The sequence below is a fragment of the Paraglaciecola sp. G1-13 genome (assembly GCF_055809255.1).
In genome coordinates this window covers 23,288-47,543 of record NZ_CM147903.1, presented here as the reverse complement: position 1 = coordinate 47,543, position 24,256 = coordinate 23,288, and the positions used below count along the sequence as shown (strand labels likewise).

19 protein-coding genes are annotated in these 24,256 nt (G+C 45.5%); 7 read left to right on the top strand and 12 right to left on the bottom strand.

Going from position 1 to position 24,256, the window contains the following annotated elements:
* Nucleotides 1-217: 217 nt before the first annotated feature.
* Nucleotides 218-541: a ferredoxin FdxA gene (fdxA, locus tag AC0L6N_RS00180; RefSeq protein WP_011573355.1), complete on the top strand. Its 324-nt coding sequence runs from the start codon at nucleotides 218-220 to the stop codon at nucleotides 539-541.
* 156 nt (nucleotides 542-697) lie between these two features.
* Nucleotides 698-1,885, top strand: a complete 1,188-nt coding sequence (locus AC0L6N_RS00175) for a hydroxymethylglutaryl-CoA reductase (RefSeq protein WP_473477819.1) — start codon at nucleotides 698-700, stop codon at nucleotides 1,883-1,885.
* Between the two features lie 150 nt (nucleotides 1,886-2,035).
* On the opposite strand, the gene AC0L6N_RS00170 is transcribed toward AC0L6N_RS00175, so the two are convergent.
* The 5 genes from AC0L6N_RS00170 to AC0L6N_RS00150 all read right to left on the bottom strand — a co-directional run bounded on the left by AC0L6N_RS00170 (nucleotide 2,036) and on the right by AC0L6N_RS00150 (nucleotide 7,827).
* Nucleotides 2,036-2,503: an acyl-CoA thioesterase gene (locus AC0L6N_RS00170; RefSeq protein WP_011573353.1), complete on the bottom strand. Its 468-nt coding sequence runs from the start codon at nucleotides 2,501-2,503 to the stop codon at nucleotides 2,036-2,038.
* A gap of 150 nt (nucleotides 2,504-2,653) precedes the next feature.
* Nucleotides 2,654-3,814, bottom strand: a complete 1,161-nt coding sequence (locus AC0L6N_RS00165; protein ID WP_473477817.1) for an iron-containing alcohol dehydrogenase — start codon at nucleotides 3,812-3,814, stop codon at nucleotides 2,654-2,656.
* 317 nt (nucleotides 3,815-4,131) lie between these two features.
* On the bottom strand, nucleotides 4,132-4,584 hold the full coding sequence (locus AC0L6N_RS00160) for a response regulator (RefSeq protein WP_011573351.1): 453 nt from the start codon (nucleotides 4,582-4,584) through the stop codon (nucleotides 4,132-4,134).
* 208 nt (nucleotides 4,585-4,792) lie between these two features.
* A complete protein-coding gene (locus AC0L6N_RS00155) occupies nucleotides 4,793-7,192 on the bottom strand; it encodes an ATP-binding protein (RefSeq protein ID WP_473477814.1) in 2,400 nt (799 codons plus the stop codon).
* Complete coding sequence (locus tag AC0L6N_RS00150; RefSeq protein ID WP_473481211.1) at nucleotides 7,189-7,827, bottom strand: biliverdin-producing heme oxygenase; 639 nt, start codon at nucleotides 7,825-7,827, stop codon at nucleotides 7,189-7,191. The genes AC0L6N_RS00155 and AC0L6N_RS00150 overlap by 4 nt, the downstream gene beginning before the upstream one ends.
* Before the next feature lie 376 nt (nucleotides 7,828-8,203).
* On the opposite strand from AC0L6N_RS00150, the gene AC0L6N_RS00145 reads away from it, so the two are divergent.
* Complete coding sequence (locus AC0L6N_RS00145; RefSeq protein WP_473481209.1) at nucleotides 8,204-9,052, top strand: ion transporter; 849 nt, start codon at nucleotides 8,204-8,206, stop codon at nucleotides 9,050-9,052.
* Nucleotides 9,053-9,481: a thioredoxin TrxC gene (gene trxC / locus AC0L6N_RS00140; RefSeq protein WP_473477811.1), complete on the top strand. Its 429-nt coding sequence runs from the start codon at nucleotides 9,053-9,055 to the stop codon at nucleotides 9,479-9,481.
* Between the two features lie 96 nt (nucleotides 9,482-9,577).
* Here the strand turns inward: trxC and prsT are convergent, their stop codons facing one another.
* On the bottom strand, nucleotides 9,578-12,319 hold the full coding sequence (prsT, locus tag AC0L6N_RS00135; RefSeq protein WP_473477808.1) for an XrtA/PEP-CTERM system TPR-repeat protein PrsT: 2,742 nt from the start codon (nucleotides 12,317-12,319) through the stop codon (nucleotides 9,578-9,580).
* Nucleotides 12,320-12,874: 555 nt separating this feature from the next.
* Between prsT and AC0L6N_RS00130 the strand changes: the two genes are divergently transcribed.
* Together AC0L6N_RS00130 and cysG are read left to right on the top strand one after the other, a co-directional pair.
* Entirely contained in the window at nucleotides 12,875-14,614 is a 1,740-nt protein-coding gene (locus AC0L6N_RS00130; RefSeq protein ID WP_011573345.1) for a DEAD/DEAH box helicase, read from the top strand.
* A 243-nt stretch (nucleotides 14,615-14,857) separates the two neighbouring features.
* A complete protein-coding gene (cysG, locus tag AC0L6N_RS00125) occupies nucleotides 14,858-16,246 on the top strand; it encodes a siroheme synthase CysG (protein WP_473477805.1) in 1,389 nt (462 codons plus the stop codon).
* 37 nt (nucleotides 16,247-16,283) lie between these two features.
* Here cysG and AC0L6N_RS00120 read toward each other — a convergent pair whose 3' ends face one another.
* The 4 genes from AC0L6N_RS00120 to AC0L6N_RS00105 form a co-directional block, all read right to left on the bottom strand.
* On the bottom strand, nucleotides 16,284-16,964 hold the full coding sequence (locus AC0L6N_RS00120) for a spermine/spermidine synthase domain-containing protein (protein WP_473477803.1): 681 nt from the start codon (nucleotides 16,962-16,964) through the stop codon (nucleotides 16,284-16,286).
* A gap of 199 nt (nucleotides 16,965-17,163) precedes the next feature.
* The gene (locus tag AC0L6N_RS00115) at nucleotides 17,164-17,910 is read right to left on the bottom strand and encodes a ferredoxin--NADP reductase (protein WP_473477801.1); all 747 of its coding nucleotides are present in this window, start codon (nucleotides 17,908-17,910) and stop codon (nucleotides 17,164-17,166) included.
* 206 nt (nucleotides 17,911-18,116) lie between these two features.
* Nucleotides 18,117-20,468 carry a TonB-dependent receptor gene (locus tag AC0L6N_RS00110; RefSeq protein WP_473477800.1) on the bottom strand — a complete coding sequence of 784 codons (2,352 nt, stop codon included), beginning with the start codon at nucleotides 20,466-20,468 and terminating at the stop codon, nucleotides 18,117-18,119.
* Between the two features lie 284 nt (nucleotides 20,469-20,752).
* Nucleotides 20,753-21,169 carry a hypothetical protein gene (locus AC0L6N_RS00105; protein WP_473477798.1) on the bottom strand — a complete coding sequence of 139 codons (417 nt, stop codon included), beginning with the start codon at nucleotides 21,167-21,169 and terminating at the stop codon, nucleotides 20,753-20,755.
* 335 nt (nucleotides 21,170-21,504) lie between these two features.
* Here AC0L6N_RS00105 and AC0L6N_RS00100 point away from each other — a divergent pair, with 335 nt between their 5' ends.
* A complete protein-coding gene (locus AC0L6N_RS00100) occupies nucleotides 21,505-22,134 on the top strand; it encodes an HAD family hydrolase (protein WP_473477796.1) in 630 nt (209 codons plus the stop codon).
* Nucleotides 22,135-22,201: 67 nt separating this feature from the next.
* Here the strand turns inward: AC0L6N_RS00100 and AC0L6N_RS00095 are convergent, their stop codons facing one another.
* Nucleotides 22,202-23,344: an aminotransferase class V-fold PLP-dependent enzyme gene (locus AC0L6N_RS00095; RefSeq protein ID WP_473477795.1), complete on the bottom strand. Its 1,143-nt coding sequence runs from the start codon at nucleotides 23,342-23,344 to the stop codon at nucleotides 22,202-22,204.
* On the bottom strand, nucleotides 23,344-24,162 hold the full coding sequence (locus tag AC0L6N_RS00090; RefSeq protein ID WP_473477792.1) for a tryptophan 2,3-dioxygenase family protein: 819 nt from the start codon (nucleotides 24,160-24,162) through the stop codon (nucleotides 23,344-23,346). Before AC0L6N_RS00090 ends, AC0L6N_RS00095 begins: the two co-directional genes overlap by 1 nt.
* Nucleotides 24,163-24,256: the final 94 nt, after the last annotated feature.

Below are 24,256 nucleotides of genomic sequence, written 5' to 3'. Positions count from 1 at the left end.
GATATCCAAAAGGTAAACGCAGGGACACAGCCCAGATAAAAACAATAAGCCGAGTATTTTAAGCCATGCGCGCTCGCCTGTCTGGTTTATTGCATAATATATTCCGTGCATGAACAGCCTCTAGGCGTCACATCAGCCTTCATCTACCTTGGCATCTTGTATTTATACGGCTGATAAGTATGATCGGCGCCATTATCGATTAACCAAGACTGTGCCCATGACATTCGTAGTCACCGACAACTGTATAAAATGCAAATACACCGATTGTGTTGCCGTATGCCCAGTGGATGCTTTCTTCGAAGGGCCCAATTTTTTGGTGATCGACCCCGACATATGTATCGATTGCGCGTTATGCGAGCCAGAATGCCCTGCCAAAGCCATATTTCAGGATGATAAGTTGCCACCCGGCCAAGAAGCCTTTAACGAGCTCAACGCTGAATTATCGAAAATTTGGCCGAATATCATCGAAGTCATTCCGCCCCCTGCTGATGCAAAAGAATGGGACGGTGTGCCCAATAAAATTGAGTATTTAGAAACCTGATTAGTCAACACCACAAGAGGATGTCTCTCACTCACACTTTGTTTGAACCTGTTATCACTAAAACTATTGCACATTAATTAAGCATAATCATTTCACTGTACCAAGCTTTGTTGATAATTGTAGATACACCTTCTATCTACAAAGTCGATTTCGCCCATGTCAGATAATAAAGCAGCACCTTCCATTCCTCGTGATAAAGAGCACGATCATAGCCAGAATATGGCACAGCAGCGCCGAACATTTGTAAAAGAACACACCCAAAGCGAGCTTAGTCATGTGGGGCATTACTCCTTAAGCCCAGAGCAAACCGCGGGCAATATTGAAAATTTCATCGGTGTTGCCCAAGTGCCCATCGGCTTAGCAGGGCCAGTTAAGGTCAATGGCGAATATGCGAAGGGTGAGTTCTACGTGCCACTTGCTACCACAGAGGGCACCTTGGTCGCTAGTTACAACCGCGGCATGCGGGTCCTCAGCGCCGCTGGTGGCGTAAAAGTGACAGTTGTCGATGATGTCATGCAGCGTGCCCCAGTGTTTATTTTTGAAGATGCCCGCCAAGCGCAAACTTTTGGCAATTGGGTAACCGATAATTTCGAGGACATAAAAGCACAAGCCGAAACCACCACCAGCGTGGGGAAACTACGTAACATCGAACAGTACGCTGCCGCGCGCATGCAATATTTACGGTTTAATTTCACAACCGGCGATGCTGCTGGGCAGAATATGGTGGGCAAAGCCACGTTAGCGGCTTGCGAATGGATGAAGGCAAACTTCCCTGGGGTCGGCTTGCAACGCTATAACTTGTCTGGTGCCATGGATACCGATAAAAAACACTCCCAACTGAATACCCTTCACAGTCGCGGCAAGCGGGTGATTGCTGAGGCAACCATTAGCAGTGAGATTTTAGAGGCAAAACTGGGTGTATCAGCACAAATGCTGTTTAAAATGCGTCAAATATCCAATATGGGCAGTTTTATGGCCGGCTCTATAAATAATGGCTCCCATTCGGCTAACGGAATTACTGCCATGTTTATCGCCTGCGGCCAAGATGCCGCCAATGTGGCAGAATCATCCGCCGCTTTATCGTTTGTGGACGTAGATGAGCAAGGTAACTTTTATATCGCTATTACACTGCCCTCTTTGATTGTTGCGACCTTTGGTGGCGGTACTGCCCTTGCCACACAAAAAGAATGCTTAGAAATGATGGATTGCTTCGGTGAAGGTAAAGCACGCAAACTTGCAGAGATTATCGGCGCTACCGTACTTGCAGGAGAGCTGTCATTAAGTGCCGCCGTGTTAGCAGGCGACTGGGTGACCAGCCATGATGCCCTAGGGCGTAATCGCTAGGTTAGCGGGTATAGACAGTAAGTTCATTTAAAGCGCGTACATAGCGCTTTGATGGCTCGTTTTCAGTTAAAGACTTTTTACCCGCTGATGGCTCTTTACCCGTTGAGGACGCTTTACTAATCCCCAACCGGCGAGCGCCAGTGAAGCCGTTTATTCCGGCTCGTCGCCACCCACTAAATAATGACTTAACCCAGCGCGCAAGTCCGTAGGTAAAGGCGTAGGCATATGTGACGGACGGTCCACATAAACATGCACAAATTGCCCAACGGCACTCGCCTGCTCACTGCCCTCTGAAAATACCGCTAATTGATACACCACCGAGCTGTTACCTAGTTTCAACACCGTTAAGCCGATATCTAGCACAGCTGGGTAGCTTACCGACGCATAATATTGGCAGCGGGTTTCAACGACCAAACCAATCGGACCTTGGCCATCAAGATGTAGCCATCCGTTATCGATCAGTAAGCGATTTACCACAGTGTCGAAGAAACTGTAATAAGCGACATTATTCACATGACCGTACACATCATTGTCCGACCAACGAGTGTCAATTGTGTCGAAGTATCGAAAGTCGCTACGCGTAGGGGGGGATTTTTTATCTGTCGTCGACGTTGTCATCAATATAACTCCATTTTTCGTTGTTGATACCATTTAACGCGACGGCCATTTGCACTGTGCTTATTGAGGTGCTTATTAAGCCACTTATTGATGTATTTACTGCAGTACCTAGCGTCAAAATTATAGGCTATCGCTTACTCTGAATTATTCTCACCACGCCTCTTGATATAACGCGAGAGCATCATCAAACGTAACCGTTCGCGGATTATTGGTTAACAATCGCGTTTGCAGCATGGCCGCGTTGGCTAAATCCGTTAGCGCAGCTTGCTCAATACCGTAATCTCTTAGTCGCTTGGTGATGCCAAGGTCGTAACAAAACTGCTGCATATATTCAATAAAACCCAGTGCTTGCTCCCTCACGCTAAGCCCAGCTAATTGAGGGTTAACGACTACACCTAACTGGGCATATTCTTGCTCTGCGTGTGCCAAGTTGAAACGCATCACGTGAGGCAGCATAAGTGCATTCGTTAAACCGTGAGCCATATGATAAATACCGCCTAATGGATAGGCCAACGCGTGCACGGCCGCCACTGGGGAGTTAGCGAACGCCTGCCCTGCGAGCATGGCGCCCAATAGCGTAGCGCCTCTGTGATCTAAGTCTTTACCGTTTACATAGCAACGAGGAAGATGAGTCGACAACAATTGCAACGCTTTTATCGCGAGATTATCTGATAAAGGGTTTTTCTTATGTTTGCTGGTGAAAGCTTCAATGGCGTGCACCATAGCATCGACGCCCGTTTCTGCCGTAATATGTGCTGGTAACCCCACCGTTAGACAAGGGTCAAGCAACGCCACATCGGGGTATAAAACCGGTGATACCACACCAGCCTTGGTGGACTCACCCGTGGTGACAATTGAGATAGGGGTAACTTCTGAGCCTGTTCCTGCGGTAGTAGGTATCAATACCAATGGTTTACGCTGAGACGTGACTAAATCGACTCCGTACATGTCGGCAAGGTTTTGTTGCTCCATAGCCAACACAGCTGCGAGTTTAGCGCTGTCCATAGAGCTGCCGCCGCCAATACCAATCACCACTTCGGCTTTTTTCGCTTGTTCAGCTGCCGCCAAAATAATGGCTTCTGGAGGGTCAGCCTGCACCCCATCAAACACTGAGAATGTTATGCCAGCCACATCCAGTTCAGCGAAAACAGGATCAAGCACCCCTGCGTTTAATAAACCTTTATCAGTAATGACGAGAATCGATTTTGCATCAAAGCGGGATATCAACAGTGCAGGTAAAGACAAAGCCGCATTCACCCCAAAACGGATATCGCCTACGGTTTTAAACTCAAAGTCATTGTTTGTATGCATCACTGCCAACCTTAAGGCTGAAATTGAATATAAAGATGCTAGCAGAGAAGTTTTAGCCGCATGCTTTATCGTAGTGATACATTTAGCTCAGCACTCGTTATAGATAACGAGTTAAAGATGACGTGCTATCGGTGAAGATGATTAGTGACGGATGGTTCGTAGTAACTGACTGCCAGTTGCCTCACGGTGGCTGACTACAAAGCTAAGATAAAAAGTTGGCTATTAAAAGAACGGAAGAAGTAGACCAAAGAAAAGTAACGTGTTGAACAGCAATAGAATATGCCTGAGCGCGTGCACCAGGCATATGTAGCATGGATTTAATCGTGCAGTATTTGCGCTTGAAAGAACCAAAAGCTAACTAAGTCTTTCATCGAGCCCACTAAATCTAAGTAATTATTAGGTTTCGTTAAATACGCATTACACCCCAGCATATGACATTCTTTAATATCGATGTCAGAGTCAGAGGTGGTAAACATCACCACAGGGATATGCTTAAAAGACGGATTTTGCTTAATATCGTCTAATGCTTCCCGGCCCGACTTTCGCGGCATATTTAAATCTAACAGAATGATACTAGGCAACGTTTTCGCATCGGCTAAAAAGCGTGTCAGCTCCTCTCCGTCATTCACGAAGCGCAGTTTGTCTGTCCCTATTGCGTTGTCAGCTAATGCATCTTGAATCAACTCTTGATCGTCCAAGTCGTCATCCGCGACCAGAATATAATTCACTGCCCTGAGCTTTTTAGATATCACACCAGAATCTTTATTCACACTAAACACAACCTTCTGTACTTTAGAATGGTAACGGTTCAACCTGAGTGACCGTCCGTGTAATTCTAATATTTATAATGCAAAAGCATCGTACCTATGACCCAAGTTTAAGCATGATAAATCGCTTGCTATGCCTGAAACCACGTAAAAAAACTAACGGCTAATAATATCACAGCCGGTTAGTCTAAGATAAGTTAAAAGCGTAATATTATTCTACTGCTGCTGATCTTATTGGCAACGTAATAAAAAATGACGCGCCTTGACCAAATTGAGACTCAGCCCAAATTTTCCCCTGATGTCGATTAATAATTTTTTTGCATATCGCTAAGCCTAGACCAGTCCCTGAATACTCAGCTTTTGAGTGTAAACGCTCAAACAAACCAAATATTTTCTGCTCATGCGTTTTTGCAAATCCAACGCCATTGTCTTTAAATTCAATGGTGACAAAGTCTTCGTCTTTATCGTTAAGGGCAATAACAATGTGCGGAGGGACGTCCTCTTTAGTGAATTTTAGGGCGTTCTGAATGATATTTTGCGCCACACGGCGAAGCTGGTTTTTATCTCCGTACACTGTGCCAATATGATCGATTGAGAAAGCTGCCTTTTGCTCTGTCACCAACACTTCTAAATCCATGATCACATCTTCAATAATGTCATCAAAATTCAAAGGAACAAACTCGTCATTAGATCTGTGGATACGTGAAAAGCTCAGCACGCCTTTAATCAGCGCCTGCATTCTTTCTGCTGAGTTCATCATCTTGGTTAGATAACCATGGCCTCTATCGCTTAACGTGGCCTCTGTTTGCTGAATACGCCCACCAAACGACTGAATTTTACGAAGCGGCTCTTGAAGGTCGTGTGAGGCAACAAATGCAAAACGCTCTAGCTCACGGTTAGATTCTTCAGAGGCGGCTAAGGCTTCCACTAACTCATCTTGCATTTTTTCTTTATTAGCAATTTCTTTTTTTAGTTCGTCGGTACGCACAGCTACTTTGTGCTCTAACGCTTCGTTTAGTAACTCAAGACGCTCCGATTTTGACAACACATAGTTCACTATCGTGTCTCGGAATTTCAAAGCGCTGGATAACTCTACCGCTTCCCAGGCTAACGATTGGTTTTTGACATTTTCACGCCATAAACGAAAAGAGCTTCGCGGCATCAGCCTATGGCTGCCATCATCTAAAAACTCGATCGTTTTTTCAGGTTTCCCTCCCCAATCTTTGGTTTGTTCAACCTCTTGCCTAAACCATATCAAGAATAAGTTACTAACAGAGGAGACAGACAAGATGAATACGCCACTGGCAACGTCACTGATATCCATAAAGTCAGGGTTATCTTTACCTAAGGTCTTTGTATGGTAAATCGTATCTGTGACTAATTTGGTTGATGTCGCCCAGTTAAAAAGCGCTTCTATGCGATCAGGGCTGGGGGTTTTGCCAAAGCATTCTATGTCTTCTTCTAGTCGCCAGGCCACGCCTGATGCGTTCATCATACGCATCAGATTGTCTGTTTCTTCACGCAAACCATCTGTAAAGAAAATACGCTCAGCCATTTTTGCGGTGATCGACGCATTTAACGATAACACCGCCGAATCACGGTGCTCAGCATCAGCTTGTACTTTTAATGAAATCAAATAAGACAACATCAACCCCATGTATAAAGCCACTTCACGCGTTTCAAACGGCACTACATGAGAGCGATAGTGATGACATGCAATTAGCCCCCACAACTTGCCCGACACCACTATGCTGATCGACATAGAGGCATTCACCCCCATGTTACGTAAATACTGACAATGAATAGGTGACACACTGCGCAGCGTCACCTTACTCAAGTCAACAGGCCGATCATTTGGGTACAACATAGACTGCTTGGCGTTAACATCAGCAAGCAGTCTAATGGGGTTTTTAACGTACAGCTCCCTCGCCTGCTTTGGTATATCTGACTCAGGAAAGTGCTGTTTTAAAAAGGAGTTCAACTCAGGCTTTTTAGCCTCAGCAACAACTTCACCGTTATAGTCCGCATCAAACTTATACAACATGACGCGATCAAACCCAGTGACTTTGCGAATTTCGTCAACTGAATAAGCAAAAACGTTATTTAAGTCTTGGCTTTGGGCCAAGTCATTAAGCGACAGATTAATTAAATTTTTAACGGGATTAAACGAACTTGAACTAGCAGATAACGCGGGCTCTAATTCAATGGCCAATAGGTCGTCGTGTAAGCTCAGTATGGCATTGTAAGTTGATTGTGTTTTGATACTCTCGGCTTGCGCGCCAGTCACCGGCCCCGTGGTATTAGAGTTCAGCGCTTGAGCGAGCGCGGCAATCGGTGTCGTTTGCTGTGGGTTAACCTCGTGAAAGCCTTTATCGAAATCGAGTGCCTTTACCTTTGTGGCGAATTCGCGGTCAAATATTGAATCCAATGACTGCCCAAGTAACGCGTCTAGCGAGCATTGCATTAAGTCCGCTACGTTTTCACTGCAATACTGTAATATCAGTGTTTTTGGCTCAAACAGTAATAGATAGCCATGAGGTTGAATCGAACCTGGGATATGGATGGGCTCTTTATGACAATTATCCAGTGTCACATCAAACGGTTTATTCACAGGCTTATTCCCTCCAAACAATCATGAATATATTCGAATGCTAATTCTGCGCCTTGCATGATTTCATCACAAACATCAGGATTCCGCAGGTAGTATTGCTGCAATACAGTTAAAAATTCGCCCCAGCGCACCATTCTTTGCTCTTGATAGCTATTGAAAAAGGCTACGCCGTGATGAGTATCTAACCAATCGTGTCGAGTTAATCGGGCCTGAATATGTTCACCGCCTAAGGTTGCACCTTCCAGAACATACATCATACCCATCGCCTGAGCAGTCGAGTGCAATTCAACGTTCGGTTTAACATTCTGGCTTAAATCGTCTTTCTTACTGGCGCGCGTTGGAATGTCATGCTCAAGATCCAACAGCGTCTGTTTCATATAAGCGATATCGTTGTTGATAAATGCTTGCTTACTGCGGTTTTTATAGGCTGCTTTAGACTCAGGGAAAGTAAGCAGTGCTCGCTCCATTGAGACATAAGCCGCTTGCATGGCCATCAATACCTGCAAATATACCTGCGCACTCAAATCACGGTGAAATAAAATTTTTGACAATCTGCCTTCCACTTCTCTGTGCAGGCCCTGGGTGCTAGTTTTAAGAAGATGACCTATGGATATAGCTTCCGCTTGGGTATTCATCATATTACTGATACTCGTGTCTTGTTTGCTTCGCGCAACAATCCTGTATTTATATTGAGCTTCATTTCTGACTGAGAAGCCTCCCTCGTGACAAAGCTTCTGCGCTAAAAATTTGCAAGGTGCAAGACGATTTCAGCGACCTCGCTTATTTGTCGCGTCGCGGAATAATGTCTTGTCATTTATTTGGAATTTCGAATTATTTTTAGTTATTTAATCTAACAAAAAGGTATTTTCGATGCTTTTATCAGAATATCACGTTTGGTTTGCACTTCATGCATTACGCTTTGGTTTATACACATTCACATACCAATCCTCAATTGACAGCCGAGCAGAATCCAATATTCTATCGACGATTTTTTATAAACTTCGTGAGTCCATGAACGCTTTATCCCTACAAGCCAAATTTATTCGTATTCGTTCGAACAAGCTGTTCGAGATTTTTGTGATTTCGGTGATCATATTTTCCGCCCTGTTAGTGGGCGCGAAAACCTATGAAATGTCCGTGACCATGTACCACGTGACACAGTTTTTAGATTGGTTTATCAGCGCGTTCTTCTTAACTGAAATTACCATTCGGTTTTTAGCTGAAGAGCGAAAGCGGGATTTCTTTAAGAACTTCTGGAATATATTCGATACCTTGATCGTTATTGTCAGCCTTATCCCCGCTGAAGACGCTGATTTGGCCGTTATCGCTCGTCTGGTCAGAGTATTTAGGGTATTGCGGATGATTTCTATCATCCCTGAGTTGCGCATACTTTTAGTCTCTTTGGTAAAAGCCTTGCCTCAACTTGGTTACGTTATGCTACTGATGTTCATCATCTTTTATATCTATGCAGCGATAGGTAGCACCTTATTTGAAAGCATTAATCCAGACCTTTGGGGCGATATCGCCATTTCACTATTGACCTTGTTTAGAGTCATGACGTTCGAAGATTGGACCGATGTCATGTATGAAACAATGGAAGTTTACCCATTGAGTTGGGTGTTCTATCTGACCTTTATTTTCTTCACCGCCTTTGCTTTTTTGAATATGGTTATTGGCATAGTCGTCAGTGTAATGGAGCAGGAGAATGAATTGGCGCGCAAACAAAAGGCCAAAGAAGATGCTGCTGAGCACGATTTAGAAGAAGAGCCGACGCTTAGTGATTTGTTGGTGCATATCAAAGATTTACAGCTTCAGGTTAAGCAGTTGTCTCCACATACTATAAAGCAGGAGAAAGAATAAATGCATATCGTTTGTCCCCATTGTTATGCCATTAACAACGTCCCTGAGAGCAAAGATCATACCCAAGCTAATTGTGGCAAGTGCCAGCAGAAGCTGCATACCCATCAACCGTGCCAGCTCACCCAGCATCAATTTTATCGCTACATTGAGCGAAACCACTTGCCGGTTTTGGTCGACTTTTGGGCCAGTTGGTGCGGTCCGTGCAAAAGCTTTGCTCCTGTATTTGCCAAGTTAGCTAGCCAAACGGATAGTGTATTATTCGCCCAGTTAAACACCGAGCAAGCTCAGCAGATCAGTAGTGAAGCCGGTATCCGCAGTATTCCGACGTTGATTTTGTTTCATCAAGGCAAAGAAATCGATCGTATTTCAGGAGCATTAGGTGAAGCACAATTAAAGCAGTGGATAGTGCGAGCCGTACAAAAATGTTAACCAGCCTACCATTGGCCATTTAGCGCTATAAAAAAGCCCGTGACGTGTTTCCGTTACGGGCTTTTGTTTTAGTAAAAGCGGATTATAGGTTGTTGATTACTCGGCGTATTTGGCTTTCAATTGAGCTTGGCGAGCAATATTTTCATCAGTTTTCATTTCACGTTGTTCCAGCTTGCGTTTGCCTAGCAACGTGCTGCCGTCGAGAAAAAGCGCTTCCACGTAATTGAGATAAATCTCTTCATTGCGCATTTTGTCATTCACAACCGCATCGTATTGTTTCACTGCTTTTCGGTATTCTTCCTTAGCCACTAACACTTGGGCATAGGTATCTACTGCGGCGGCATTATCAGGGCGCTGTTTTACCGCGCTTTCAGCGTATTCCAGGGCTTTGTCTAGCTGATTTTGCTGTAGATACAAATAGGCTAAATTATTCAGTGCAACAAAGTTGTTAGGGTTTTTCTGTAGTAAGGTTTGATAGCTAGCAACAGCTTCGTCATCACCACTATTAATTTGCCTTTCGGCCAACATCATTAAAGCAGCACCGTCGTTCGGTGATACGTTTAAATGGGCTTTAATCGCACTCAGTGCTTGCTCTTTTTTATTTAATCGCTCAAGGGTAAACACCCACAAGACTAGATTTCTGCCATTTGGTAAACCTTCATAGGCAGCATGAGCATTTGGCTCGGCTTGCTCAAAATCACCATCAACAATCAGTAAACGTGCTCGAAAGCCCTTTACAATGGGCATACTTTTTAGCTCTTGCGGTATTGCCTCGTAGGCCTTCCTTCCTGCGTCCATATCTTTATTCATCAATAAGAAATGCGTGTTAAGCAATTGCATTTGAGTGTCATTGCGCACCGCTAAGAAACCTTCGCTTAACTTGACGCCTTCGGCAAATTTGCCCGTGTTGTCCAGCAGGAGTAACTTGCCCACGACGGCTTGTTTGTCGTTCGGGGCAATGCTCAGCCACTTGTCATAGTGATCCTGTGCGCCCTGCAAATCACCTGAACGAATCAACGCTTGGCCTTTCCCCTGCCAATAAGCAGGTGGCAAAGATTCATTTTGATCAAATTTAACGAACTGTTGCAGTGCCTGGTCATATTGCTTTTCAAGCAACAATACACGGGCATACAACAGACTCAGCTCTTGATTGTCAGGCGCCTTGTTCAGCGCGCTTTGGATAACCTCAATACCTTGCTGTGTTTTACCTTGCTGTTTATTAAACAGATAAGCCGTCGCCAATGCTGGCGTATAATCAGGAAAACGATTAAGCAAAGCCGTTAGGCCTGATTGCGCTCGAACCACATCTTTTTCGGCAATAGCGATGTTGACTAAGCCCAGCGCTGCGCCTTTGTGATCAGGGTCAATACGCATCACCTGCTCAAATTCGGCTTTCGCATTGTTTAGATCTTGCTGTTTACTGAACACTTCGCCAGCCAGCAAATACGCGCTAATGTCATTGGCATCTTCGGCTTTCCATTGCTGCGCTAATTCTAGGGCTTTGTCATATTGCTTAGTAGTGATGTAGGCAGTAGCGAGTGTCTTTTTAGCACTCTCAAGTTCAGGTGACTTTTCCAGTGCCTCTTCTAGATTAACGATACCATCAAGATTATTCAGCGAGAGTTTAAGCAAACCTAAACGTGTGAGGTCTTCTGCCGTGGTACTGATACTGGAAGATTTCTCTACTAGCTCTTGGGCGTCTTTTACATTTCCCTGACGCAATAATTCATAACTGGCTTTTGAAAACAGTTGCGCATCTTGCTCGTTGACTTGCTCCATGCGCTCCAGCACATCCCCCGCCTCAGCATTCAAGCCCAGCTGTAATTGGCTAGCAGCCAGTAAACGCAAACCAGGATGGTTGCCAGGCAAACTGCTAGCCACTAATGAAAGGTGCTGCTGAGCGGCCTCAAAATCTTTTTGCTGGTATGCGGCATAACCTGCTATTAAACGTAGCGAAGGATCATTCATACCATTTTGAATACCTAGCTCAGCGTATTTCTGGGCCTCTCCATAGTCTTTATCCGCTATTCGTGCAGCCGCTTTTAGTTGATTGAGCAAACCATTTTTAGCATTCACGGCCAATAACTGATCGAGGTAAGGTTCCGCTTTTGCCGTTTCCCCTAAATCTACCCAGAGTTTGGCAAGCACAAAAGTGGTCTGTAAATCATCGGGATACAAAGACACATATCGGTCAAACGCTTGAGCCGCCGCTTTCGGGTCGCCCAAGCTTAAATGCAGTTGCGCCAAAAGTTTAAGGACTTCAGGATGATCAGGGTGGCTATCTTTGATATCGCTAAGGCTTTGCAGTGCCAGAGGATAATCTTTATCAAGTATGTCTTTATAAGCTTGGCTCAGTGACTTGAATACGGAATCTGTCTGTAACTGCGACTGATCAGCGATGATCGCGCGCGCATCATCGGGCTTATTTAATCGCACTAAAGATACGATTTTGAAATAACCAATTTCCGCTTTGTCCTCATTACTCAGGTCGACGTTGTTATCTTCCATTTCACTGATAGCCGCATAGGCGCCGGTTCGTTGGTAGGCGCGGGTCAGCAACGGCAGCACCTTAGCCCCATCGTAACCATATTCTAATGCGCGACTGAGTTCTTTTTCAGCACTCTCAAATTGCTTTTCGTCAAGGTAAACTTTACCCAATTCAAAGCGCGCTTCTGGCGATTTAGGGGCTAATTGTACGGCGGTTTTCAACGAGATAATCGCCGAAGCACTGTCATTTTGCGCGATAAATTCTTGCGCGGCTTGGATATGTTCTTCACTAGTTTGCTGCCCACAACTGATCAACATCCCTAGTGATAGTGCGATTATCGTTTTTCTCATTTTATTCATCATCCATATCCTGGTTCTTCACTCTTTTACTTACCGCGACATTGCAGCTTGTCATCATGCGCAACGGGTAGTGTGTTATGCCTGAAACCTTTGAGCGTGCAAATGCGACAAAATTATCTTACTTGAACACTTGGTGTAGTGAAACGGCCAATCGTTGCAATTTCAACGCAATTATTTTCAGTTCTACTCGACTTTGCTTAACGGTTTAACTCCGCCAGAATCACCTAAGAGTAATTTTTCACCCGGAATTTTATTCACTGAGTATTTGTTACCGTAAGCGACACCATTAAACATGTCAGTTTTATTTTAAATTCGTGACAATTCTGCACTTTTTTAATGGTTATTTTTCATTGCGTTAACGCATTGATAACAAGTTCATCAGAGATATTCAATAAATACAGATTAGTTTAAATAAAACGCGGCCTAACGTGGTGTATAGACGCGATTTCTCATATAATACTTCTTTTGTGTATCCACGCTGGTTTGTTTTAGAATTTGACTGTGAAATCTAAGTTAATCCTGCGTGTTTCTAACTAGGGATAATTAATGACTGACACTGTCGAATTGACTTTTAAAGACCTCAACCTACCTGCCGAATTGCTTCAAGCTTTAGAAAAAGTAGGTTACGAAAAACCAACCCCAATCCAAGCTCAATGTATTCCGCTAATAATGGAAGGTCACGATCTTCTTGGTACTGCGCAAACCGGTACGGGTAAAACAGCAGCATTCGCATTGCCAATGCTTGCAAACGTGGATGCTAACAACAGCAACACTCAATTATTAGTTTTGGCACCGACTCGCGAATTAGCGATTCAGGTAGCTGAAGCCTTTCAGGTATACGCTAGTTTCTCTCGTAAACTTAACGTATTACCTATTTACGGTGGCTCATCTTACGACAACCAAATCCGCCAACTAAGACGTGGTGCACAGGTTGTAGTCGGCACGCCTGGTCGTGTAATCGACCATATCAAAAAAGGCACGTTGAAATTAGATAACCTTAAGTTCTTGGTATTAGACGAAGCCGACGAAATGCTACGCATGGGTTTCATCGATGACGTTGAGTGGATTTTGAGCCACGCACCAGCAGAGCGCCAAACTGCGTTGTTCTCAGCGACTATGCCTGATCCAATCCGCAAAATTACTAAGCGTTACTTGAGCGATCCTAAACAAGTAAAAATCGAATCTAAAGTTGCTACCGCTAGCACCATCAAGCAGCGTTACTGCCAGGTGGCTGGCCATCACAAACTTGAAGCCCTTACCCGTATTATGGAAGTGGAAGAGTTTGATGCGGTGATTATTTTCGTACGTACTAAAACCGCAACCATGGAGCTTTCTGAGAAATTGTCTGCTCGTGGCTACGCTGTTGAGCCTCTTAACGGTGACATTCCGCAAAACTCACGTGAACGTACTGTTGAACGTTTGAAGCGCGGTAAAATTGATATTCTTGTAGCAACAGACGTTGTTGCACGTGGCCTTGACGTTGAACGTGTAAGTCACGTTATCAACTACGACGTGCCTTACGATACAGAATCTTACGTTCACCGTATTGGTCGTACTGGCCGTGCTGGTCGTCAAGGTGATGCAATACTGTTCATCTCACATCGTGAGAAGCGCATGTTGTTCTCAATCGAGCGTGCTACACGTCAATCGATTGATCCTATGCCAATCCCATCAATCTCTCAGCTAAATGAAACGCGTTTGAGCCGCTTCAAAAGCAGCGTGATTGAAGCGATCGGTGACAGCAGCATAGAGACATTGATCCCTATCGTTGAGTCAATTCAAGCAGAAACCGAAGCCGCACCAGAAGTGATTATGGCTGCATTAGCTAAGATTGCTCAAGGTGACGAGCCGCTTATTCTGAAAGAAGGCGACCGTCCTGACCTGAACTCTGCCCCTCCTCGTGGTGACAGAAATGACCGTGGTGGTCGTGATGATCGCGGTGGACGTGGTCGTGAGCGTGGCGGTGACCGCGGTGGTGACAGACCACAACGTGCTCGCAAAAGCAGCACACCGGAAGAAGGCATGCAGCGCTACCGTATCGAAGTAGGTCATACTCATGGCGCTAAGCCTGGCAACATCGTTGGCGCGATCGCTAATGAAGCAAACATCAGCAGTAAAAATATTGGTGCTATCGAGATTTACGATAACTTCAGTACCGTTGATTTGCCGAAAAATATGCCTCGTGCAACGCAAGATACATTGCAAAAAACCCGTGTTGCCGGTCAGCGTTTGAATATGCGTGAATGGTCAGATCAGCCTCCACGTCGTCGTGGTAAGCCTGAATAAGCTAAGCCTGACGCCGCCCTTTTATGCGCCTCTAATTGGCGAATAAAAGTGAAAATGCTAACAATATAAGAAGAGGCCACTGGCCTCTTTTTTTATGCCTATTAAAAAGTCTTGCTTAAGGCTATGAGAACCACTTCTATCATAACTAAAAAGAATATCTTTTCTGATTACAATGCTTTATTTAACTAAGAAGAACCCGCAGAATAGCATCTATATTAAGAGTTTTAAGCGTTAGCGGGCCCTATGCAATATTTCCCTATTTTTGTTGATACTAAAGAGCTGAACTGTCTCGTTGTCGGTGCAGGGGAAGTGGCTGCCCGTAAAGTGGAGTTACTGTTAAAAACCTCAGCCACTATCACGGTGGTTGCCCCTTGGGCCTGTGATACGGTGCAGCGCTTAGCGGATGAAGGGCAAGTCACACTGCACACTCGTGGGTACGAATCGAGTGACCTCACGGCCAAACAATTAGTCTTTGTGGCCACAGACGACAGCCAATTAAATATAGATATTCATCACCAAGCTAAGGCACAAAATATTCTGGTGAATGTGGTGGATAATACGCCTTTGTGCCAGTTTATTACCCCTTCAATTGTTGACCGCTCGCCGATTATTATCGCCATGAGCAGCGGTGGTGTTGCGCCTGTACTACTGCGCTATTTACGCCAGAAACTCGAGTCTGTTATTCCGCAAAAGGTCAGTTTGCTGGGGCAGTTTTCAGAAAAATTCCGTGAAACCGTTAAAGCCCGCTTTAACTCAGTGACAAAACGCCGTTACTTTTGGGAAGATATCCTCGATGGCGATGTCGCCGAACAGGTTCTACAAGGCAACAACAGCAAAGCCGAACAGATGATGCAAGACAAACTTGCCCTTGACGAGCATGACTCGGGCAAAGGAGAGGTGTACTTGGTCGGTGCTGGTCCGGGCGATCCAGACTTACTAACGTTTCGCGCGCTACGGCTAATGCAAAAAGCTGACGTCGTCGTATATGACCGCTTGGTGTCCAAAGAAATATTAGAACTGGTGCGCCGGGATGCAGAGAAAATATACGTGGGAAAAGCCCGCAGCTTACATACCGTGCCACAAGATGAAATTAACGCGCTACTGGCCGATTTAGCCTTAAAGGGGAATCGAGTCGTGCGTCTAAAAGGCGGCGACCCTTTTATATTTGGTCGCGGCGGTGAAGAAATAGAGACCCTAGTGGAAAAAGGCGTGAGCTTCCAAGTGGTGCCTGGCATTACAGCCGCCAGTGGTGCTGCCAGTTACGCTGGCATTCCCCTGACCCACAGAGATCACGCCAAGTCGGTGGTATTTGCCACAGGCCACTTACGAGATAACAGCATCAACTTAAACTGGCCCATGCTGGCCCAGCCTGAACAAACCACTGTATTCTATATGGGGTTAACAGGCTTGCCTGTTATTTGTGAGAAACTCATTCAGCATGGCCTACCGGACACCACTGAAATTGCACTGGTGCAATCGGCAACGACCGCAGAGCAAAAAGTCGTGGCGGGTAACTTAGCAAATATTCAACAAAAAGTGGCAGCAGCGGGCATTAAACCACCGGCGCTTATCATTGTTGGTTCGGTGGTCAGCTTACGAGAGAAACTTAACTGGTTTGGCGCTGACGCTTAAGGTCAACGCCGTTCACTGCTCTTATGATGTCACCCGGCTATTCAGGCTTTTTAGCTAAGAAGATGGTGTGCTTGATACCTTTATCTGCTCTGGCTGATGCGATGCGCGTATCGACTTTGTAGCCGACATTTTTAAGGCGCACTTCAAATAAATAATCTGGGCCCGCAGACCAAATCGCCAGTACGCCTTTTGGCCGTAGCATCTGCAAAATAGCCTTGAGCCCCACTTCTGAATATATCCAGTTGTTATCAGCATGCGTCAACCCTCTTGGGCCGTTGTCTACGTCCAACAAAATTGCGTCATACGTTTCGCTCTGTAGAGTTAACAGCTTGGTTACGTCCCCTACTTTTACTTGGGTTCTAGAGTCTTTCAATGGGTAGCCGGAACACTGCCCTAATGGCCCTTGGTTCCACGTAACAACCTCAGGGATAAGCTCGGCGACCGTGACACTCGCCGATTTATTCAGCACACTCAAGGCAGCAGTTAATGTATACCCCATGCCTAAACCGCCCACCAGCACATTGGCGTTGTCCACATCTTTCAAATGACCGCAGCCAACTCGAGACAGGACTTTCTCGGAATTAAAAACACGGCTATTCATCAATTCACCGCGCTTGCCAGCGATACGAATTGAAAATTCTTTACCGCGCTGATGTAACGTCAGTTCACCGCCATTATTCGGTATTTGCGCGCTGTTGATTTGCGTCCAAGGGGTCATAGAATACCTAGTGTGTAATGAGAATGTGGGATCATTGAGTCATGACTCATAGAGTAAAATATCAGTGAGTGCGGCTTCAGAGATTAAGCATAGTGAAAAAAGATAATCAGCTATAAGCAAATGATGCGCTTTTTATTGGCGCGCACTCTACCATATTTTCGCGCCTATTCTTAACATTCAGCTGGCATTCGCGCGAAAACTACCAGTAACGCTCCTGCGTGATCTGACCTGGTGAGCGACGTAGATGCTTCTTTAGCCCCATGTTTTTTAGCGTCGCCATAGCCTCTTCGATCATTTGTGGATTGCCGCACAACATGACCTGACTTTGCTGGGCGCTTAAGGGCGTATTGGCTGTGTTGATGATAGCTCCTGATTGCAATAATTCAGGTATACGCCCGTGCAATGCACCTTTACCTTCTTCTCGACTGACAATAGGTAGGTAACTAAATTGATCTGAGTGTTGGCTTTTACACTGTTTAATAAATTCGCCGTACGCCAAGTCATTTTGATACCGGGCCGCGTAGACTAAAACAACTTTTTTATACCGCTGCCAAATCTCTTCGCCCGCAAGAATAGATAGAAAAGGCCCAACTCCTGTGCCTGTGGCAATCAGCCAAATATTGTCGCTGTCAGGTACTTCATTTAACACCAAAAAGCCCGTCGCTGGCGCCATAACCTTTAGCCCATCACCTTCATGTAATTCATGTAATTTAGGTGACAAAATGCCTTCCTCTACCGGCACAGCCATAATTTCCAATTCGCTGTTACGTGGGTGGCTGACTAAAGAATAAGGCCTAGAAATGACGGTGTCATCTTGAGCGATGCCGACTTTAGTAAATTGGCCCGGAGTATATTCAGGAAAATCAGCGCACTGAAAACGTAAGCTAAAAAGATGGTCGTTCCAATCAATCCGCTTTGTGACCTTTGCGTCTAACCACTGTGCCATAAAACCTCCCACTAAATAGACTGAGTTGAAACGCTACCATGATAATTCTGTTGATGCAGAGGAATTTATATTCCGCAATATTGAATTTACGGTGTCTCCCTTTACTAAAAACCCCGTTTTAGCGACGTGCTGAAACGGGGTACAGGCTTTCAATTGTTACTGACGCTCTTGTGCATACTTGCACAGAGCGCTGGTCATACGTTTATCTACTCGCCAAAACGCATTTTGAACTCGATGCCGTAAAAGCGTGGGGCCCCCGCGACAAAAGTTGGGTTGCCAAAGCCGCCACCGGTATTACCTGCGTCCACTAGATATTCTTTATCAAGCAAGTTACTGGCAAACAAGTTTACTGCCCAATCTTCATCCGCACCTGCAATACCGATGCGGGCACTGACTAAGCTGACGGAATCTTCGCTGATGTCTAAACCTGATATTGGTGCATTCGCCGGTTCAAAGAACACGTCTGAGCGGTAGCTGTACACTAAAGAACTCGTTAGGTTATAACCTTGCGAAAGTGCAGTCGCGTAGAACATGCCGACACTAGCTGTCCATTCCGGCTGCAAGCGAAAGCGATTGCCCGCTAGGTCACCGTTTGTGCTGTCGTCGTCTATGGTTGCATCTAAATAAGCTAGATTAGCGAATAGCTCAAAATCAGCACCTAACAGGGCACGCACTTCTGCTTCAGCGCCAACATTGGTCGCCGAGCCAGCATCTGCGGCATATGCCACGCCCTCGTCATCTAACAAAGTAACTTGGAAATTTGAATAGTCTTGATAAAACACCGAGGCGTTATAATTCACAGATTTATCGAACGCTTGTCCTTTGATGCCCGCTTCGTAGTTCCAGATGATCTCAGCTGGGATTTCAGTAACAGACTTCTCACCCGAGCCATCTTCCCCGCGAACTGACGTCACATTCAACACATCAGAGCGGCGACCTTTAGAAATGGTCGCGTACATATTGATGTCTTCATTTAAGACGTACAACATATTAAAGCGTGGCAACCAATCATCGTAGTCTTCTTCAGCACGGAAAATCTGACCTTCTGTGTCCACGGTAAACAGTTCACTGCCAGTTAATACACTTGCAGGCGCATCTGAGCGATAACCACTTTTTTTGTCTTCACGCACATAGCGTAAACCGGCGGTTAGCTCTAGCGCCTCATTCACGTCATAAGTCACATCAGCGAACGCCGAGTAAGCATCGGTCTCGCCGTAGTTTTCAAACTCTAAACGATACGGCAAAAGCTGAGCAGCCCCTTCAGTTAAAATGGGCGTGAGCACAGGAACAGAGCCATCGTTTGCTACGCATGGCTGCGCAAGAGCAGCAAAGGCCCCTAGGCAGTTCAAAAAGACAGATTCCTCTGTGCTAAATGGCACTGCTTGACTACCGTCTTCGGTGAAATAGCTCACACCGGCGATAGTAGTCAGCTTGTCACCTTGATGGATCATGCGAAATTCTTGGCTGAATTGATCACCAGTGGCATCTTCAGCAAATTCTAAGAACCACGCTTGCGTGCCATCGGCATCAAATACTTCCAGTGAATCAAAGCGACGAGAAGCGGTGATTGAGGTAAACGTTAAGTCTTGGTTAATATCCCAATTAACCGTTAGGTTCAGATCGTCAACGGTGCGTTCTACGCCCAAATCTTTGCGGCCAAACACCTCTTGGGATAATGGGCTACCTGACATTTCCACAAAACTAAATGCGCTGGTATCGCCACCAGTGGGTGCAAATAAGCCATTTTTAAACGATGTACCCGTGTCGTCATTTTTTTCGTGGGTATAAACCAAGTCTATGGTCAGCTCATCACTGGGTGTAAAACGTAGCGACGGGCGAAACGCTGTGCGCTCAATACCATGCATGTCTTCCTGATCGAATCCGTCAGGGTTTTGCGAACCCGCTTCCCCGGCAATATTACGAATGAAACCATCACGTTGGCGATAGCTAAACGCCAATCGACCCTGCACTTGGCTATTGCCGCCAGTCACGAACCCACTGAGGGTTTCAGCTGAATAATTGCCCACACTGGCCTTTATTTCTGCACCGAATTCTTCTTGGGGTTTGCGGGTGATAACACTTAACGCACCCACTGATGCTGCCGTGCCAAACAGGGTCGCTTGCGGGCCTTTAACCACTTCAATACGCTCTATATCAAACAATTCAAAATACGAGCCCCGAGAGCGGGATACGTCAGCACCGTTATAGTAAATCGACACACGAGGTGCCGCCTGTGACGAACCACTGTCTGACGTAATCCCCCGAATAACGAAACCCGGGTTGTTCGGGCTTTGTTCTTGAATCACCAAACCAGGGGTTATTTCGGATAAGGTGTCGAGCTCGGCAACCCCTAAACTCTCAAGCAACGCACCATCGTAGGCACTGATACTGACAGGCACATCTTGAATTGACTGATCGCGTTTTTGCGCCGTCACGGTAATTTCTTCGATTTGATGCTGATTACGTGACGTCTGCCCGTAAGCATTCGTTCCAATAAACCCTGCAACAAGAAGGGCTAGCTTACTGACGGTAAAAATAGAGGATGTTATTGTTGTCATGTGTGTTCCATTTAAGAGTGACTGCGATATAAGCGCAGCAAAGGTACTCAGTAAATGCGAAACTTACATGACCATTTTATGACAAATAGATGACGTAACCGATCATGGCAACTATTTAATAACATTGAATATTTTATATTTATGATGGTGAATAAGCACAGCTTATAAAAGCGCAAAAGCCGATGAGTTTGAAGTGACCCTATCGGCTTTTTTTACTGACTCAGTGGCCACTACATGAAATGCTCAAATATGAAGTAAGCAAGTATGAAGTGATAAAAAGCAGGCTATTTCCCTAATGTAAACTTAGTGTCTTCGTCACGTAATAGGTATAGCGCGAAACATGCTGCCCACATAGGCCATGCGGCAAAGAACAATAGGTTATTGAACGCATCAAAGTATTGAGCAAAAGCTGAAAGCGTAGAGCCTCCGTGCATTAAGAAAATGAGCCCATAAGTGAAACGTTTTTTAATGCCCGCCACAAACGCCAATACCAACAGTAGCTGCAAAGCGCCCATAATGTAGGCAACCGTCTCACCTAAGCCAGGAATAGAATAAAACTTCTCGAAGATAGCGATGCTATGGCCTGGATTAACGAATTTGTCCATTGTCCAAATAAACATCACAATAAACACCCCAAGGCGTAGAGCCAATAAAGACCACTGTAGACGGGTTCTTACATCGTTAGATACCGCTTCACTCATTTTTGATTCCTTGATTGTCACTATTTACAGCTTATTAATAGTAAGCTGGTCGCTATGTCGGCGTTAGTGAATTTAAAAAAGCGCCACGCCTGCTTGTGCAACAGCGATTGGCTGGATAACTACAACAAAAGTAGATACAGCACCAGACCGAGAAAAACGAAAAATATTACACCGCAAATGACTGTTTTTACTGTGACGCGACGAACGGCATTTTTAGCCCGTCGAATGACATGTTGGCCCACGTTGAATAAGACTGAACCAAATAGCGCTAACCATGAAACACGATGCATATCAGAAGCAAGCACGTAAACTGACCACTCTGGCTAGGGAGAAAAGTGATTAACCGGACAAGCCCAACCAACCCACATCCTATCAATCAAATCAAAGGTTTCATCTTTGATCTTGATGGTACATTGGTGACCTCAAAGCTAGATTTCATATACCTGCGCGAACAAGTCGGTTGCCCACCGAAACAAGACATATTGCGTTTTATCGAGGGATTAGACGAAGCGCAGCAAATAGTGGCGAATAGAATTGTGGCGGATTACGAACTGCAAGACGCGCAAAATGCCCTGTGGATAGACGGCGCCCTGCCATTGATTCAGTGCCTAGCGAGCGCACAGCAACCTGTCGCTATTGTTACGCGCAATAGCCAGCCTGCAACTCAACATAAGCTAAAGCACCATGCTTCGCTGTTTGATCCCATAGTAACCAGAGAAGACGCTGCGCCTAAACCTGATCCGCAAGCGTTATTGCACATCGCCACATTGTGGCAATTACCCGTTCACCAACTCGCCTACGTAGGGGATTATCTGTATGACATTCAAGCAGCGAAAAACGCAGGTATGCTTGCTTGTTTATTTGCCCCAGGTGAACTCCCAGAATATGCCGACCAGGCCGATTGGGTCTTTAATCACTTCAGCGAATTTTTGGCGGCGTTAGACACAAGCGATGTACGACGATGACGTTTCATCATCGAACAGTAACAGCGAAATATGAAGGCTAATCCGAAGCTTTGCCGACCGTGCTTGCCTACAAGTCCTTAAACATTTGAGCAACACGTTGTGCCTCTTGCTCTGTGTTGTAAATATGCCACGACAGGCGCAGACAATCGCCCCTTCGATCGAAATACGCATTGGCTGCGTGCAAGTCCCTTTCCAATTGGGTGAGCTTAGGCTCTGATAAATGCACACACAAAGTGCCGCCTGTTTGCGCTACATCAATCGGCGTTAACACATGCTCGGCGGCATCGGCTAGCACGACTCTTTGTAACGTTTTACTGTGTTCGAATAAGCTTTGTGATCCGATTTGGTTGACTTGCTGCACACCTACCAGCGCTGTGGCATAGGGTAAGATACTCGGCGTGCCCCCCCAAAAGCGCTTTGCTGCATCTGCAAACGCAAAGTGTTCGATATCAAACTCAAACGGGTTTTGATGAGAAAACCAGCCCAATTGTTTTGGTTCAAGTGCATTAATATGCTTTGGGTTTATCCACATAAAGCCAGCTCCGGGTCCACCACACAACCATTTGACGCATGAGCCTAAGATCACATCAACGTCCCACGTTTGTAAATCAATCGGCACAACCCCTACCGATTGCGCCACATCCACAACTACTCGAATATTCTTTGCCCGGCACAGGGCGCTTATATCAGCTACGTTTGATAACACACCGCTGTTTGAGTGCACATGGGTGATCAATACCACCTCTACATCTTCAGTTAAGTGAGCTTGCCAAGCTGCAACGTCATTCGGGTCAATATCCTTGTCTATTAACGTCAGCTCAAAACCGTAAGCTGCCAACCCTTGAACAACGAAGCCCATAGACGGAAATGCTGACGCATGCATTAATACTGTGCGTTTGCGGGTTGCGGGTCTATCGGCGTTTTTTAACTGAACGCCCCCAAGAGACTGTAAGTATTGATTCAACCCACTTGAAACACTGGGTTGAGGGCAAAAATCCGCTGAGCTGGCATTAAACAAGGTGCCCAATTCATCACAAAATTGCTCGATAATCGTTAGCCACTGCGGCCAAGCATCCCCACCTTTTTGCTGCCAAGGTTCGAAATAAGTTTGTCCCACTAAGCTGCGTGTCAGCACAGGCATGCAACCCACCGAATGGCTGAGTAGATACATCCCCTTAGGTAAAGAAAACTGCTGATTGGCATCTTGCACTATAGGGCCTCACTAGGATTTTGATGAAACGGGCAACCTCCACCAACTTGGTTATTAACCTCATGGATTGACTCTCGCACTTCACCATAAGCGCTGCCCCAGCTGTCCGTCATGCTGCTACGCACCTGCCACAATTCAGGGAAAAATCGATGTTTCGCGCCATTTTCCAATAGCGTAACCGCTCGCCCTTTCAACGACTTAGCCTCAAGGCCAATTGAACGTTGAATTAAAAAAATATGCAGACTACGAAACTTTTGTAATTGCTCGTCAAATTCAGCCAAGCACTCGGCCACAACGTAACTTTCGTCGTGACTGTATTGGCTATCGTATACTTGCTCGATGTTTTTATTTCGCCCTACTAAGTATTGCTCGTTGAACACGCTCCATAAGTCGGTTGGCATTTTCAATAACGTACGAAAACCAGGTGACTCTTGGCCGCTACCATTGCCAAGTTGCAAACGAATTTGCTGATACTCTTTTGGGGACATGGTTTCGAGTAAATCCAATTGCTGACTCATCATGCGCTGAATAAAACTGACTCGCTTCATAAGTGTCACTACACGCAGGGTGTTTTCCTGCTGCATGAATTCCAATATATCCACCAGCGTATAAATGGCGAGTTTCATCCACAACTCTTCCACTTGATGCACTATTTGAAACTGTAACTCGTCGCCATTGCACAGCTCGGTTAACGGTTTTTGCGCACTCAGCAACTGCTGACAATGTAAATAAGTGCCGTAATCAAGCATCTCTGGTTTATCAAGTAGGGCATGGTACTTTTGGCGAAAAATAGTATCGGGCGTTTCAGGCTTATTCATAGACATTATCCTTGCTCAGTTTGGCTGCGTGACGTCACACGTCAATAATGCCTATCATGCTAGAGTACTCGCCTTCGAACATTGTTCTATTTAT

Excerpts from the sequence above, each read along its gene's own strand:
- fdxA (WP_011573355.1), top strand. The coding sequence starts at position 218 with ATGACATTCGTAGTCACCGACAACTGTATAAAATGCAAATACACCGAT.
- AC0L6N_RS00175 (WP_473477819.1), top strand. The coding sequence starts at position 698 with ATGTCAGATAATAAAGCAGCACCTTCCATTCCTCGTGATAAAGAGCAC.
- AC0L6N_RS00170 (WP_011573353.1), bottom strand. The coding sequence starts at position 2,503 with ATGACAACGTCGACGACAGATAAAAAATCCCCCCCTACGCGTAGCGAC.
- AC0L6N_RS00165 (WP_473477817.1), bottom strand. The coding sequence starts at position 3,814 with ATGCATACAAACAATGACTTTGAGTTTAAAACCGTAGGCGATATCCGT.
- AC0L6N_RS00150 (WP_473481211.1), bottom strand. The coding sequence starts at position 7,827 with ATGAATACCCAAGCGGAAGCTATATCCATAGGTCATCTTCTTAAAACT.
- AC0L6N_RS00145 (WP_473481209.1), top strand. The coding sequence starts at position 8,204 with ATGAACGCTTTATCCCTACAAGCCAAATTTATTCGTATTCGTTCGAAC.
- trxC (WP_473477811.1), top strand. The coding sequence starts at position 9,053 with ATGCATATCGTTTGTCCCCATTGTTATGCCATTAACAACGTCCCTGAG.
- prsT (WP_473477808.1), bottom strand. The coding sequence starts at position 12,319 with ATGAGAAAAACGATAATCGCACTATCACTAGGGATGTTGATCAGTTGT.
- AC0L6N_RS00130 (WP_011573345.1), top strand. The coding sequence starts at position 12,875 with ATGACTGACACTGTCGAATTGACTTTTAAAGACCTCAACCTACCTGCC.
- cysG (WP_473477805.1), top strand. The coding sequence starts at position 14,858 with ATGCAATATTTCCCTATTTTTGTTGATACTAAAGAGCTGAACTGTCTC.
- AC0L6N_RS00120 (WP_473477803.1), bottom strand. The coding sequence starts at position 16,964 with ATGACCCCTTGGACGCAAATCAACAGCGCGCAAATACCGAATAATGGC.
- AC0L6N_RS00115 (WP_473477801.1), bottom strand. The coding sequence starts at position 17,910 with ATGGCACAGTGGTTAGACGCAAAGGTCACAAAGCGGATTGATTGGAAC.
- AC0L6N_RS00110 (WP_473477800.1), bottom strand. The coding sequence starts at position 20,468 with ATGACAACAATAACATCCTCTATTTTTACCGTCAGTAAGCTAGCCCTT.
- AC0L6N_RS00105 (WP_473477798.1), bottom strand. The coding sequence starts at position 21,169 with ATGAGTGAAGCGGTATCTAACGATGTAAGAACCCGTCTACAGTGGTCT.
- AC0L6N_RS00090 (WP_473477792.1), bottom strand. The coding sequence starts at position 24,162 with ATGAATAAGCCTGAAACGCCCGATACTATTTTTCGCCAAAAGTACCAT.